16 protein-coding genes are annotated in these 14,050 nt (G+C 61.2%); 10 read left to right on the top strand and 6 right to left on the bottom strand.

The features are described from left to right. A complete protein-coding gene (gene dapD, locus ACST81_RS21765) occupies positions 1-858 on the bottom strand; it encodes a 2,3,4,5-tetrahydropyridine-2,6-dicarboxylate N-succinyltransferase (protein WP_438750518.1) in 858 nt (285 codons plus the stop codon). Positions 859-1,065: 207 nt separating this feature from the next. Here dapD and ACST81_RS21760 point away from each other — a divergent pair, with 207 nt between their 5' ends. The 4 genes from ACST81_RS21760 (at position 1,066) to ACST81_RS21745 (ending at position 4,432) form a co-directional block, all read left to right on the top strand. Beyond that, positions 1,066-1,965, top strand: a complete 900-nt coding sequence (locus tag ACST81_RS21760; RefSeq protein ID WP_438750517.1) for an LOG family protein — start codon at positions 1,066-1,068, stop codon at positions 1,963-1,965. A gap of 91 nt (positions 1,966-2,056) precedes the next feature. After that, a complete protein-coding gene (locus ACST81_RS21755) occupies positions 2,057-2,491 on the top strand; it encodes a pyridoxamine 5'-phosphate oxidase family protein (RefSeq protein WP_113564689.1) in 435 nt (144 codons plus the stop codon). A gap of 87 nt (positions 2,492-2,578) precedes the next feature. Next, entirely contained in the window at positions 2,579-2,980 is a 402-nt protein-coding gene (locus ACST81_RS21750; RefSeq protein ID WP_438750516.1) for a DUF2946 family protein, read from the top strand. 63 nt (positions 2,981-3,043) lie between these two features. Next, complete coding sequence (locus ACST81_RS21745; RefSeq protein ID WP_438750515.1) at positions 3,044-4,432, top strand: PepSY-associated TM helix domain-containing protein; 1,389 nt, start codon at positions 3,044-3,046, stop codon at positions 4,430-4,432. Positions 4,433-4,592: 160 nt separating this feature from the next. Here ACST81_RS21745 and ACST81_RS21740 read toward each other — a convergent pair whose 3' ends face one another. Together ACST81_RS21740 and ACST81_RS21735 are read right to left on the bottom strand one after the other, a co-directional pair. Continuing rightward, a complete protein-coding gene (locus tag ACST81_RS21740) occupies positions 4,593-5,114 on the bottom strand; it encodes an EF-hand domain-containing protein (protein ID WP_438750514.1) in 522 nt (173 codons plus the stop codon). Positions 5,115-5,256: 142 nt separating this feature from the next. Beyond that, a complete protein-coding gene (locus ACST81_RS21735; RefSeq protein WP_438750513.1) occupies positions 5,257-5,964 on the bottom strand; it encodes a pyrimidine 5'-nucleotidase in 708 nt (235 codons plus the stop codon). A gap of 154 nt (positions 5,965-6,118) precedes the next feature. On the opposite strand from ACST81_RS21735, the gene ACST81_RS21730 reads away from it, so the two are divergent. Further along, positions 6,119-7,024 carry an EamA family transporter gene (locus ACST81_RS21730; RefSeq protein WP_438750511.1) on the top strand — a complete coding sequence of 302 codons (906 nt, stop codon included), beginning with the start codon at positions 6,119-6,121 and terminating at the stop codon, positions 7,022-7,024. A gap of 74 nt (positions 7,025-7,098) precedes the next feature. Next, positions 7,099-7,866 (top strand): isocitrate lyase/PEP mutase family protein, encoded by a 768-nt coding sequence (locus ACST81_RS21725; RefSeq protein ID WP_438750510.1) that lies wholly within the window; start codon positions 7,099-7,101, stop codon positions 7,864-7,866. Between the two features lie 214 nt (positions 7,867-8,080). On the opposite strand, the gene argB is transcribed toward ACST81_RS21725, so the two are convergent. Beyond that, a complete protein-coding gene (argB, locus tag ACST81_RS21720) occupies positions 8,081-8,968 on the bottom strand; it encodes an acetylglutamate kinase (protein WP_062582936.1) in 888 nt (295 codons plus the stop codon). Positions 8,969-9,154: 186 nt separating this feature from the next. On the opposite strand from argB, the gene ACST81_RS21715 reads away from it, so the two are divergent. The 4 genes from ACST81_RS21715 (at position 9,155) to msrB (ending at position 12,219) form a co-directional block, all read left to right on the top strand. After that, positions 9,155-9,694 (top strand): sigma-70 family RNA polymerase sigma factor, encoded by a 540-nt coding sequence (locus ACST81_RS21715; RefSeq protein WP_438750509.1) that lies wholly within the window; start codon positions 9,155-9,157, stop codon positions 9,692-9,694. Next, complete coding sequence (locus ACST81_RS21710) at positions 9,691-10,419, top strand: anti-sigma factor (RefSeq protein WP_438750508.1); 729 nt, start codon at positions 9,691-9,693, stop codon at positions 10,417-10,419. The genes ACST81_RS21715 and ACST81_RS21710 overlap by 4 nt, the downstream gene beginning before the upstream one ends. A 514-nt stretch (positions 10,420-10,933) precedes the next feature. Continuing rightward, the gene (locus tag ACST81_RS21705; RefSeq protein WP_438750506.1) at positions 10,934-11,491 is read left to right on the top strand and encodes a fasciclin domain-containing protein; all 558 of its coding nucleotides are present in this window, start codon (positions 10,934-10,936) and stop codon (positions 11,489-11,491) included. A gap of 236 nt (positions 11,492-11,727) precedes the next feature. Further along, positions 11,728-12,219 carry a peptide-methionine (R)-S-oxide reductase MsrB gene (msrB, locus tag ACST81_RS21700; protein ID WP_438750505.1) on the top strand — a complete coding sequence of 164 codons (492 nt, stop codon included), beginning with the start codon at positions 11,728-11,730 and terminating at the stop codon, positions 12,217-12,219. 17 nt (positions 12,220-12,236) lie between these two features. Here the strand turns inward: msrB and yihA are convergent, their stop codons facing one another. Next, positions 12,237-12,890 carry a ribosome biogenesis GTP-binding protein YihA/YsxC gene (gene yihA, locus ACST81_RS21695; RefSeq protein WP_438750503.1) on the bottom strand — a complete coding sequence of 218 codons (654 nt, stop codon included), beginning with the start codon at positions 12,888-12,890 and terminating at the stop codon, positions 12,237-12,239. An 82-nt stretch (positions 12,891-12,972) separates the two neighbouring features. Continuing rightward, entirely contained in the window at positions 12,973-13,887 is a 915-nt protein-coding gene (locus ACST81_RS21690) for a DMT family transporter (protein WP_438750502.1), read from the bottom strand. Positions 13,888-14,050 lie beyond the last annotated feature (163 nt).

Here is a 14,050-nt window from a genome sequence, read left to right as displayed (position 1 = left end):
TCAGTCTCGCAGCAGTTCGTTGATGCCGGTCTTGGAGCGGGTCTTTTCATCGACGCGCTTGACGATGACGGCGCAGTAGAGGTTCGGAGCAACGACGCCGTTCGGCATGACCGCACCCGAGCCCATCGAGCCGGCAACGACGACGGAATAGGGCGGAACTTCGCCATAGGTCACTTCGCCGGTGGCGCGATCGACGATCTTGGTCGATTTGCCGATGAACACGCCCATGCCGAGCACGGAGCCTTCGCGCACGATGCAGCCCTCGACCACTTCCGAGCGGGCGCCGATGAAGCAATTGTCCTCGATGATCGTCGGGCCGGCCTGCATCGGTTCCAGCACGCCGCCGATGCCGACGCCGCCGGACAGGTGCACGTGGCTGCCGATCTGGGCGCAGGAACCGACGGTCGCCCAGGTGTCGACCATGGTGCCTTCGCCGACATAGGCGCCGAGATTGACGAAGGACGGCATCAGGATGGCATTCGGGGCGATGTAGGCGGAGCGGCGCACGACTGCGTTCGGCACGGCGCGGAAACCGGCGTCGCGGAACTGGCTTTCACCCCAGCCTTCGAATTTCGACGGCACCTTGTCCCACCAGGTCGACTGGCCCGAACCACCCTTGACGACTTCCATGTCGTTCAGCCGGAACGACAGGAGCACGGCCTTCTTCAGCCACTGGTTGACCGTCCAGTTTCCGTCGGAACCGCGCTCGGCGACACGGACCTTGCCAGCGTCCAACAGGTTCAGCGCGGCTTCCACCGCGTCGCGGATCTCGCCTGTGGTCGTAAGGGTCACGGTGTCGCGATTGTCGAAAGCGGCGTCGATGGTCTTCGACAGGGCGGCGAGATCATGGGTCGTCATCGGAATTCCTTAAACTTCGGCGGATATCGTAACCTGCTCTAGAGCATGATCCCGAAAAATTGAAGTGGTTTTCGGTTGCGGTCGGCGGCGGATGAAGGTCTATGGCACGGAATGGCTGCGGGGTGATTTGATCCGTAGCGCCCGATGCATTCGAAGGAGCATCCGGCAGCGATGAATTGCTGCCGGTTTGCGGCAGGAAAGTGTGACATGGCAAGAATGAAGAAACGGAATCTGCGGCGCAAGGACGGGGTCTGGGACCCCCTGGTCGATAGCGAGCAGGCGCGGCACCGGGCAGCCGGCGTGCCGCAGACGCCGCAGTCGATGTCTCCGGCCTATCGGCTTGCTTATGCGGACGACGATTTTCTGACGCGCGAGGAACTGCGACCGATACGGCTGCAACTCGAGCTTTTGAAGCCGGAAATGATGCTGGCCGAACGCGGCATCCAGTCGACGGTGGTGATGTTCGGCGGCGCGCGCATTCCCGAGCCGGGCGGTGACGCCTGGGCGGCGAAGAACGACATCCAGCGCAAGAACCTGACGGCGGCCTCGATCTACTACGACGAGGCGCGCAAATTCGCCAAGCTCTGCTCGCTGCATTCGGCCCAGTCCGGATACAAGGAATATGTGGTCACCACAGGCGGCGGGCCGGGCGTCATGGAAGCGGGAAACCGCGGCGCCGACGATGTCGGGGCGCCGTCGATCGGGCTCAATATCGTGCTTCCGCACGAGCAGGCGCCGAACCGCTATGTAACGCCGGAGTTGTCCTTCAATTTCCACTATTTCGCCATCCGCAAGATGCATTTCCTGGTGCGCGCCAAGGCCGTGACGGTCTTTCCGGGCGGGTTCGGCACGCTTGACGAACTGTTCGAGACGATCACGCTGATGCAGACCGGCCGCATGGCGCTGGTGCCGCTCATCCTGTTCGGCGAGAAATTCTGGCGCACGGTGGTGAATTTCGATGCCTTGGCGGAGTTCGGCACGATCGCTCCCGATGATGTCGATCTGATCCAGTTCGTCGAAACGGCCGACGAGGCCTGGGAGATCATCTCGAAATTCTACGAGACGGTCGACCCGGCGTCGGTGCCGATGGCATCGGGCCAAAGGTAAGAACAGGCTTTCCGATCGATTGCTGAACCGCGCCCGAACCAAACGGCTTCGGGCGCGTTCTCCCGTTCAGTCGTGGACAAGGGAGAAAAACATGCCGCAGAAGAGCCTTTCCGAAGTCGCCAAGAAGATGCGCGATATTGACATCGCCATGCTGTCGACACACACCGACGGAGGCGCCATTGCCGCGCGGCCGATGAGCAACAATGGCGAAGTCGATTACGACGGCGATTCCTATTATTTCACCTGGGAAAAGTCGCGCATGGTCGATGACATCAGGAAGAATTCCAAGGTGGGCCTTTCTTTCCAAGGCAAAAAGGCATTTTCGGTCGCCGTCGAAGGTGAGGCCGACGTGATCAAGGACAAGGAAGCCTTCAAAGAACACTGGACACCGGACCTCGACGACTGGTTCAAGGACGGCATCGATACCAAGGGCGTGGTGATGATCAAGGTCAGCGCCGTGCGGGCGCATTATTGGGACGGCGAGGACGAAGGCGAGGTAAAACTGCCGTCCGGCAAGCGTCACTGACCGCGTATGGCTCACGATGACCGTTCCCAAAACGTATTGGCTTTGTGTCGCAGTGACAGGCGGTCGTTCCTGTGGCAATGAGCCGGTATGAAGACCCTGCGGCTTGTCCTGAAAGATAGAATGTCGGCTGGCGCCATTGCGGCGCTCGTCGGCTTTCTGTTATTGGCGCAAGGGCTGTTCGGCGGTCTTGCCCAGGGAACGATGGCGAGCGCCGCGGTCGATCCGTTCAACATTCTTTGCATTGCGCATGAGACCGATCCCGCGCAAAAACCGGTTCCCGGCGATCCGGTTCAGCGCGCCCATGATCTCTGCGCGACGCTCTGCCAACTCGCGGCGAGTGTCACGCCCGTGCTGCCCAGCCATGTCGCGGGCATCGTCTCTCCGATCCAGCAGGCTGACAAGCCGAATCCAACCCGACAAATCCTCGCCGCAGTGGCCCCGCGCGGCAATTTCGCAGAGGCACGCGCGCCTCCATCCCTCTCCGCATGACGCCCTGAAGCCCGGTCGTTTGCCTTGCGGCGGCCGCCTCTTTCGCTCATCTGGAGAACCCCCATGTCCGATTTCACGATCGGCCGCGCGAACGCCGCCGTCCCAGTGCGTTCCTCGTCCGACCTCTACCGCGCCGTCTGGCGCTGGCATTTCTATGCAGGCCTGCTCGTCCTGCCCTTCCTCATTTCGCTTGCGCTGACCGGCGCGCTCTATCTGTTTCGCGACGAACTCGACGCGATCATCCATTCCGACCTGAAGCAGGTGGAGGTCCGCGACGATGCGGCGAGAGTGGCACCGTCGGCGATGGTGGCTGCGGCGCTGGCGACTTATCCGGGCACCGTCGCCAAATATACCGATGCGGCAACAGCGGATAGCTCGACCGAGATCACCGTCAGCACGGAAGCATCCGGCAAGCTGGCTGTCTACGTGAACCCCTATGACGGCAAGGTTCTGGGATCGTTGCCGGATCGCGGCACGATCATGTGGACGATCCGTTATTTGCACAGCCTGAAATATTTCGGCTCCTATGCCCGGGCCTTGATCGAGATCGCCGCCGGCTGGTCTATCCTGCTGGTGGCCACCGGCATCTATCTCTGGTGGCCGCGTAGCCAGACCGGCGGCGTGATGAGCATTCGAGGCACGCCGAAACGGCGGGTGTTCTGGCGCGATACGCATGCGGTCAGCGGTATCTTCGTCGGCTTCTTCATCGTCTTCCTCGCCGTCACCGGCATGCCCTGGTCCGGCGTCTGGGGCGAAAAGGTCAACGAATGGGCGAACGGCAATAATTTCGGCTATCCTGCGGGCGTGTATGTCGGTGTTCCGATGTCGAGCGAACATCTGAACTCTATCGCCAAGACCTCCTGGTCGCTCGAACAGGCGCAGGTGCCGCAATCACCGGCGAAGGATGGCACGGAGGCGATCGGCCTCGACGCGGCGGTCGCAACCATCGAAGGGCTGGGTCTCTCCCGGGGCTATTCGGTGACAATCCCGACGACGGCCGATAGCGTCTATACGGGCTCGGTCTATCCCGACGACGTCTCGCAGCAGCGGGTTGTGCATCTCGACCAGTATAGCGGCAAGCCGCTGATCGACATGCACTATGCGGATTACGGTCCCATGGGCAAGGCGCTGGAATGGGGCATCAATGTTCATATGGGCCAGGAATTCGGGCTGGCGAACCAACTTGTCCTGCTGGCGGCCTGCATGGCCATTGTCCTGCTCGCGGTTTCGGCCGGCATCATGTGGTGGAAACGGCGACCGAAGGGCTCGCTCGGAGTGCCGCCCATGCCATCGGACCGGCGGGTGTTTCGCGGCCTGATCGCGCTGCTTGCCCTCGGTGGCATGGTCTTTCCGCTCGTCGGAATGTCCTTCGTCGTGATGCTGGTGCTGGACCGGCTCTATCCGCTGTTCCGGCGTGCGATCCGCTTCGCGCCGCCGGCGGCGGGTGGTTAATCCTTCCCACGGGGACAAGGCTGTCCTCCTCAACCATGTTGAGCTGAAGCCCCTCATCCGCCCTTCGGGCACCTTCTCCCCGCATGCGGGGAGAAGGGAGGAGCAAGCCGTGCCACCTGCGGGATGATTGTCTTTCCTCGCAGGCCACTCCGGATGGAGATCAGATCTTCTTCGTAAAATCCGCAGCGTCGATGAAGCCGTCGCCGTTGGTGTCGCGGCGCTTGAACATCTTGCCGGCCTGTTCGGTCACCTCGGCAAGGCTGAGCGTGCCGTTGCTGTCGGTGTCGGCATGCTTGAACATCTTGCCGCGCATGCCGGGCATCATGGCCGGGCGCATGTCCTTCAGCTTGTCCATGGCGGCGGTCTTTTCCGCGCCAGTCTTGTCCTTGGCGGCTCGCCATTCCTTGCGGGCCTCGCGGAAGGCCTGGCGCTTGGCCTTGATCTCGTCGCGCGAAACCTGACCATCGCCATTGGTATCGAACGTCTTGAAAGCTTCGGAGGCGCGGGCCTGCGCTTCTTCGAGCGAGACCTTCTTGTCGCCATTGGTATCGAGGCGCTTGATCATGAACTCGGCGCGTTGTTCCGGCGTGGGCTTCTGCCGGGCGGCGAATGTCGGGGCGACAAGGCCGGTGAGAGCGAGGCTGGCGGCGACGACGCCGAGAACGAGAGTATTCTTCCGCATGTCAAATCCTTTCAGTGATCATTGTCCCTGACTGAAGGATAGACGCGATTGTTCCCCGCGCCAGTTACATTTTTGTAATGCAACCAATTGATACAAAAGGGATTTTTATGTGTCCGAATTGTGTTTGAGCGTAGCCGTCGCCTTACGCGACCAGCCTGCTGAGGAAGCCCGTCAGATCCTCGGTGATGAAATCGACATCGTTGTTGTCTTCGTCGGTCTTTTCCCAAGCCTCGGCGAACTCATATTCGAAATTCTGCGGCACCAGCAGCACGGTCTTCATGCCCAACGCTTTCGGCACGACCAGATTGCGCGGCAGGTCCTCGAACATGGCGGCGTGTTTCGTATCGACCCGGTGCAGGCTCATGAACTTGTCATAGGTATCGCCGGCGGGCTTGGGCACGTAATCGGCGGCGACAATGTCGAAGATATCGTCGAAATGATCGAGGATGCCGAGTGCCCGCGCGGTCATTTCCGCATGCGGAACGCTGCCATTGGTGAAGATGAACTTGCGGCCGGGCAGCGCCTTGATCATCTCGCCAAGCGCCGGATTGGCCGGCACGACGCTGTAGTCGATGGCATGCGCCTTTTCGAGGAAATCGTTGGGGTTGATGCCGTGATGGATCATCAGCCCCTGCAGCGTCGTGCCGTGATCGCGATAGTACTGCTTCTGCAGCGCCTTGGCCTCGACTGGATCCATCTGCAAAAGGCTGGCGACAAACGCCGTCATGTTGCGGTCGATCTGCGAGAACAGATTGACGTGGTGCGGATAGAGCGTGTTGTCGAGATCGAACACCCAGTCGGTGACATCTGCGAAGTCGGCTTTGGTCGGCAGGCGGTCGAGCTTTGTCATGGCCGCCTTATGCCACGGGCGGCGGCCGGCGCAAAAGGGAAATACGGCGGCAAAAGGTAATTTCCGCGCTGTGTCTGTCATGCTTCAAACAATTTGCGCCAACTGTAACGCCGGCGTGATGGATTCCCGTGCATGCTCGTGATAGCGGCAAGGCATGGAAGCCTGGATCGCAATCACCATCACCGCCGCCTTCATGCAGAACCTGCGTTCGGCCTTGCAGAAGCATCTGCAGGGTTCGCTGGGCACCACCGGCGCGAGCTTCGTGCGCTTCGGCTTCGGCTTTCCGCTGGCGATCGCCTATGTGATGGGCCTGCATTATATCGCCGGCTATGCCTTCCCGGCGCTGAATGGCGCCTTCGCGTTCTGGGCGGTGCTCGGTGGCCTGGCGCAGATCTTCGCGACGATCCTGCTGGTCTATCTGTTTTCACTGCGCAATTTCGCCGTCGGCACGGCCTATTCCAAGACCGAGCCGGTGCAGGCGGCGATTTTCGGCCTCATCCTGCTCGGCGAGCGGCTGACGCCGGGCGCGATTGCCGCCATCATCGTCGGGGTGATCGGCGTGATGATGATCTCGGTGGCGCGCATGCCGCTGTCCTGGCGCAATCTGCTGGTGGCTTTGACCGGCAGGACCGCGCTGATCGGCATCGCATCCGGCGCCGTATTCGGCATTTCGGCGGTTGCCTACCGCTCGGCGTCCCTGTCGCTGGACGGGCCGAACGCTGTGATGCAGGCAGCTGTCACGCTTGCCTGCGTCACCACGTTCCAGACCGCGTTCATGCTGGTCTGGATGATTATCAAGGACAAAAGCGAGATCGGCCGCGTGGCGCGGTCTTGGCGCTCGTCGGCGCTGGTGGGCTTCGCTGGGGTCACGGGTTCCGCCTGCTGGTTCACGGCGATGACGTTGCAGCAGGTCGCCTATGTGCGGGCACTCGGCCAGATCGAGCTGGTCTTCACCTTTATGGCCTCGATCTTCCTGTTCCGAGAGCGGATCAACCGGATGGAGACCGCTGGATGCCTGTTGATTGTTGCGGGTATTTTGCTGCTCTTGATGTGGAAATAGAACCTCCGTCCGGTCTGGCGCCCGGCATGCCGTTCGTGGCATGAATGTCGTGCAGCATTTTTGGAGCAAAGGTGATGAACCAGATCGACAAGGCAAAGGCGTTCGCCGCACTGCATCGCAAGGGCGATCCGGTTGTGCTCTATAATATCTGGGATGCCGGTACGGCGAAGGCGATCGCCGAATCGGGCGCCAAGGCGTTGGCGACCGGAAGCTGGTCGGTCGCGGCCGCCAACGGTCATGGCGATGGGCAGAAAATTCCGCTGCAGCAACTGGTCGACATTTCGGGCGCCATCGTAGCGGCAACGGACCTGCCTGTTTCGATCGATTTCGAAGGCGCCTATTCCGACACGGCCGACGAGGCGGCGCGGAACGTCGCCGGGATCATCGATATCGGTGCCGTCGGCATCAATTTCGAGGACCAGGTGGTCGGCGGCAGCGGATTGCACACGATCGAGGCGCAGGCGGCGCGCATCAAGGCCATCCGGGCGATGGCTGACGAGAAGGGCATCCCCTTTTTCATCAATGCCCGCACCGATCTGTTCCTGAAAGTCTCCGACGAAGCGCGTCACCCGTCCTTGATCGAAGAGGCCATCGAGCGCGCCGCCGCCTATGCGGAGGCGGGGGCTGACGGCTTTTTCGTGCCCTGGCTGTCGAACCCCGATCTGATCAAACAGGTCTGCGATGCGGTCTCGCTGCCGGTCAATGTCATGATGCGGCCGGGCATGGAAGTGAAGGCGATGGCCGAACTGGGTGTCGCGCGCATCAGCTATGGGCCGGGGCCGTACCGGGCGATGATCGAATGGCTGAAGGGGCAGGCGGAAGCTGTTTATCAGGCGGGATGAGTTTCGGGGGTAATCTCCATTCCCGTCATCCTCGCCCTCGTGGCGGGGATCCAGTAGCGGCGCGTCCGCGCCGCTGAAAGACTCCTTTCACGCGACGGACGTCGCGTGGCTGGATTCCTGTGACGAGCACAGGAATGACGGAAGTGGGGGCGGTGCCTGCCGAACGTAAAATCCACAAGCCGACCCTAGCCCCTGTCGACCTGTCGCCATTTCCTCACGGAACGATCAGCGTCCCCGCACCGTGCTCGGTGAAAATCTCGAGCAGCACCGAATGGGCGGTCTTGCCGTTGAGGATGACGACGCCTTCGACGCCGCGGGCAAGCGCCTCGATGCAGGTCTCGACCTTGGGGATCATGCCGCCGGAGATCGTGCCATCCTTGATCAGCGCATGCGCCTCGGCGACCGACAGTTCCTTGATCAACTCACCGTTCTTGTCGAGCACGCCGGGAACGTCGGTCAAAAACAGCAGGCGGGTGGCGTTGAGCGCGCCGGCGATGGCGCCTGCGAACGTGTCGGCATTGATGTTGTAGGTATGACCGTCGCGGCCCGGCGCCACCGGCGCGATGACCGGGATCATCTCCGAGCGGGCGAGCAGATCGAGCAGCGTGCGATCGACCTCGACGATCTCGCCGACGAAGCCGAGATCGAGGACGCGCTCGATATTGCTGTCGGGATCCTTGATGGTCTTCTTGGCCTTTTCGGCGAAGACCATGTTGCCGTCCTTGCCGCAGAGCCCGATCGCCCATTCGCCGGTCTGGTTGATCAGCGCGACGATCTCCTTGTTGATCGAGCCGGCCAGAACCATCTCGACGATCTCGACCGTCTTCTCGTCGGTGACGCGCAGGCCGCCTTCGAATTTCGATTCGATGCCCATCTTGGTCAGCATCGCGCCGATCTGCGGGCCGCCGCCATGGACGACGATCGGGTTGACGCCGGACTGCTTGAGAAGTGCGATGTCCGCTGCGAAAGCCTTGCCAAGCTCGGGATTACCCATGGCGTGGCCGCCATATTTGACGACGATCGTCTTGTTCTCGTAGCGCTGCATATAGGGCAGCGCCTTGGCGAGAAGGTTGGCCTGGATTTCGCTTTCGGATGCGGACATGGAAGATACCTCTGAAATAGCCGGCTGCTGTTTAGCGCAAGTTTTCGGCGGAGGGAATGATCCGTTTGAAAGATAAAGGTGATGTGACAGCGCTCGCCGCGCCGTCTTCTTAATCTCGGCGGCACCCTTTTTATCCCTCAAATTGTGCTCTATGGTCGCGCCGACGGACGAAGACCGGAACCATTCATGGCCACAGACGACATTTCCAAACTGATCGGCCGGGTTTCCCTCAAGGACCGGGCGGCGTTCTCTGACCTTTACCGGCTGACCAGCCCGAAACTTTTTGCCATCTGCGTTCGTATCCTGAGGGACAGGACGGAAGCGGAAGAGGCCTTGCAGGAAATCTACATCAAGATCTGGCAGCGCGCCGACCGTTATGCATCCGGCGAGACCAATCCGATGTCCTGGCTGTCGGCGATCGCGCGCAATCATGCGATCGATCACATCCGGGCGCGAAAGCCGGTGGCCAACACGATTGACGAAGCCTATGATCTGGCGGATTCTGCGCCCGATCCCGAAAGGACCGCTATCAACCGGGCGGAAGGCCGCCGGATCGACAATTGCATGAACGAACTCGAAGCCGATCGCGCCGATGCCGTGCGCAAGGCCTATGTCGAGGGATTGAGCTACCAGGAGCTTGCCGAGATGTTTGGTACGCCCCTGAATACGATGCGGACATGGCTGCGCCGCAGCCTTTTGAAACTGAGAGAGTGCATGGAGCGATGACCACACAGAACCCCGAAAGCGGAGATTCCCGTCGCGACCAGGTGATCGCCGGCGAATATGTGCTCGGTGTTCTCTCGGCCGATGACCGGCGAAAGGTCGAGGCGCGCATGGTTCTCGATCGCACTTTTGCCGCCATGGTCGATCATTGGCAGAGCAACCTTACCTCGTTCGACGATGCCTATGAGCCGATCACGCCGCCGGCGAAGGTGCTTGCAACCGTAGAGCGCCGGCTGTTCGCCGAGCAGTCCAAGGCTGCCGCCGCTGTCGCACCGACCGGGCTCTGGAGATCCCTGGCGGTCTGGCGCGTGCTGACGCTTGCCTCCGTCGCCGCCCTTGTCACGGTCGCGACCTTCTCTTCGGGCGTGTTGACGCCGCAGAACCAGATACAGCCGCTTGTGGCGGAACTTTCAGGCGAAGGCAGCGCCACCATCAATCTGCTGGCGCACTATGATGCCGGCAGCGGCGCGCTGAAAGTAACGCCCGTCGCCGCGAGGCAGGCCGAAGCCAAGTCGCTGGAACTCTGGCTGATCGAAGGGGATAATCCGGCGCGATCGATCGGTATCCTGCCGCAGACCGGCGAAGGCGAGGTCATCATTCCGCCGGAACTGCGCTCCAAGTTCGGCGAAGGCGTCACCCTTGCCGTCAGCGTCGAGCCGTTCGGCGGCTCGCCAACGGGAAAGGCGACCGGGCCTGTCGTCGCTGTCGGAAAGACACGACTGCCATAAGGCTTTTCTCCTTTCTTGGTACGTAGTAAATTACATAATGCCACGCAAATTGCTGCGCGGCATTCAGACTGTTGACAAACTCCAAAGCTGATTGTTTGAGGACGTGGCATCCCCCGCTCTCCCTCATCCTCGCCCTTGTGGCGGGGATCCAGCGACCCGACGTCCGTCGGGTCAAAAGACTCTTTCAGCCCAAGGACTTGGGCTGGCTGGATTCCTGTGACAAGCACAGGAATGACGGAGGAAATGGTAGCCGCAGAATGACCCAAGCGACCTTCAGCGGCGTAAGGAAATGACTTTATCAGCAGTCTGAATGCCGCGCAAATTGCTGCGCGGCATTTTTTGTTTGTCCGAACATAAACAAGCGATTTTAGGTATTTGCTGATTTCGGAAATTTCCTGAAACTCTTTTTGCAAACCTTCCGTTCCTTGTTCTGTCCTCTGCGCAGAGAACGCGAATTCCAGAAAACGGGAGAGCCCGCATTGCGGGTCAAAGAGATCAACAGGAAGGAATAGACATGTTCAAGTCCATGCTGCGCACGGTCACCGTCGCTTCGATACTGGCTGCCGGAACCCTTGCCGCCCATGCTGAAAATCCGATGGTTGGCGGTGCGCCGATGTACGACAACAAGACCATCGTCGAAAATGCCGTCAACTCGAAGGACCACACGACGCTGGTTGCCGCCGTCAAGGCAGCCGGTCTGGTCGAGACGCTGTCGGGCGCCGGTCCGTTCACCGTTTTCGCACCGACCAACGACGCCTTCGCGGCTCTTCCGGCCGGCACGGTGGACACACTCCTGAAGCCGGAAAACAAGGATATGCTGACCAAGGTCCTGACCTGCCATGTGGTCGCGGCCAATGCCATGTCCGACGCCATCTCCAAGATGGTGGCCGACGATGGCGGCACGCATGACGTCAAGACGGTTGGCGGCTGCGTGCTGAAGGCCAAGGCCGATGGCGGCAAGATTACGCTGACCGACGAAACCGGCGGTGTCGCCAATGTCACCATCGCCGACGTCAAGCAGTCGAACGGCGTCATCCATGTGATCGACAAGGTCCTGTTGCCGAAGTCCTGATCAGCGTTCACGAAGCCTTGGGAGCCGGATGCAGCTTGGCATTTTCGGCTCCGGGCCGGGGATCAATCCTCCCCGGCCTGAAGGCCACCGGCTTTCACTCGCCGGTGGCCTTTTTGCATGCCACTTAAGCCGTTGCTCACGCGGGATTGATCGGCAATTGTTTTGCCGCCTACGGGATAGAACATTAGCTTGATGTCAACGAAGCGCCATCGGCCTTCACTGCACGGGAGAACATCATGACAAGCCGTCGTTTTTTTCTGATCTCCGGCACGGCGCTGGTAACAGCGGCGATGTTTCGCGGCTTCGCGCCGAAATCCATTGCTGCCGAAACCTTCGAGGTGACGAAGACGGACGCGGAATGGAAGGCGATGCTCACCGAGGAGCAATACCGGATCCTGCGCCACGAGGACACCGAGCATCCTTTCACCAGCGCCCTCAACACCGAGAAGCGCAAAGGCATTTTTCATTGCGCCGGCTGCAACCTGCCCGTCTATTCGTCAGAAACGAAATTCGACAGCGGCACCGGTTGGCCGAGCTTCTGGGAAGCGCTGCCCGATGCCATCGGCAAGCGCGAGGATACGTCGCTGTTCATGGTGCGGGTCGAATGCCATTGCCGCCGTTGCGGAGGCCATCTCGGTCATATCTTCGACGATGGCCCGCAGCCGACCGGCATGCGTCACTGCATCAACGGCATGGCAATGACCTTCAAGCCGGCTGCGGCTGCCTGAATTTTTCCGGTTCGAAGTCAGGTTGAAATGGCCACCTTGATCGCGGCGCGCAGTTCCTCGATGCCAAGGCCTTTTTCCGACGAGGTCGACAGCACTTCCGGGAAGGCGGCAGGTCTTTTCCTGATCTTTTCCAGCGTCTCGGCGATCAGCTTCGGCACGGCCGGATCCTTGATCTTGTCGGTCTTGGTCAGCACGACCTGATAGGAGACGGCCGCCTTGTCCAGCAGATCCAGCACCTCGTCGTCGTTTTTCTTGATGCCATGGCGGCTGTCGATCAGCACATAGACGCGCTTCAGGGTCGAGCGGCCACGCAGATAGTCGAAGACGAGCTTGGTCCAGGCATCGACATGTTCCTTCGGCGCCTGGGCATAACCGTAACCGGGCATGTCGACCAGCGCCATCGGCGGCAGGTCGCCAGCGTCGCCGGAATAGCCATCCGGCACGAAATAGTTGAGTTCCTGGGTACGGCCCGGCGTATTGGACGTGCGGGCGAGACCCTTCTGGCCGACGAGACCATTGATCAGCGACGACTTGCCGACATTGGAGCGGCCAGCAAAGGCGATTTCCAGCGGCCCTTCCGGCGGCAGGAATTTCATCGACGGCACGCCGCGAATGAAAATCCATGGCCGCCCGAAAAGGGGCTTGTCGTCCTGTGGCTTGTCGTTTGTCATGGTGGTCCTGTCCTTGCTTTGTCAGAGGACTTCGGGGTTTTGCGCCGCCCTGTCAAGGAAACTTGCGATTTTCACCATTTCCTCAGGGTGCGCGCCGCTGTCTCCACAGTTCGACGGTAAGATAGGAGAGGAGCGCGACCAGCACGACGGTGCCGCCGATCACCGTGTTGACGCTCGGGATTTCGCCATGGATCAGCGCCACCCAGAGCGGGGCGAGCACGGTCTCGGCCGTGCCGAGCAGGGCGGCAAGCGCAGATGGGATCAGCCGGGCACCGGTGACGAAAAGGGCAAGCCCCAGGCCGAAATTCAGCGCGCCGAAGGCAACGAGGACACCAAGTTCCGGCAGCGTCACGGCAAAGCCGGACGCCATGGCCGCCGCCAGTCCACCGGCGACGATGGTGCCGAAGCAGGTTGCCGGCGTCATGCGCACATGGGCATAGCGTCGGGTGATGATGGTGGCGAGCGCGAAGACGAAGGCGATCAGCACGGCGAGCGCGTCGCCAATCCATGAGCCGCCGCCACTAAGCGAATCCGAGACCATGATGGCGACGCCGCCGATAACAGCCGCGATGGCGATCCAGGTGAGCATCGAGATGCGCTCGCGAAACACCAGCCAACCGATCAGCGCGGCAATCAGCGGCACGCCGGCCTGGATGAGCATGACATTGGCAACCGTGGTATAGGCCAGCGCCAGGATGAACGACGTCGATGCGGTGGCGAAGCAGAGGCCGACGGCGATGCCCGGAAGACCCATGCCGCGAAACAGCCGGACCGTGCCGCGCGGCCCGTCTCGTAGCAGCATGAAACCGATCAGGAACAGGGCGGCAAACAACGAACGCCAGAAGACCACAGTCCAGCTGTCGGTGATGTCGAGGAAGCGTGCCAATGCGCCGCCGAAGCTCCAGGCGATGGCCGAGCCGAGCACGAGGATGATGCCTTGCGGGGAACTCTGTTGTCCCATGCTCGGAGCTTGCGGCAGGGCGGCGGGTTGCGACATGGCGGGCATCCGGGTTGCGGTCAGGCAAGTGTAGAGGCGATCTTGAAAAGGGGCGCGGAGATTCGCGACAAATGCCTGTCGCAAATCCCTCGCGCTGTAGCTCAGCCGCGCCGTTTCGGAAAGAGACCGCACCCGGGTCACCTGATCAACATGCCTCCCGAAC

The organism is Pararhizobium sp. O133 (genome assembly GCF_051669845.1).
Classification (GTDB): domain Bacteria; phylum Pseudomonadota; class Alphaproteobacteria; order Rhizobiales; family Rhizobiaceae; genus Pararhizobium.
The sequence above is the reverse complement of the archived record's forward strand: the minus strand, read 5'-3'. Positions and strand labels throughout refer to the sequence as shown.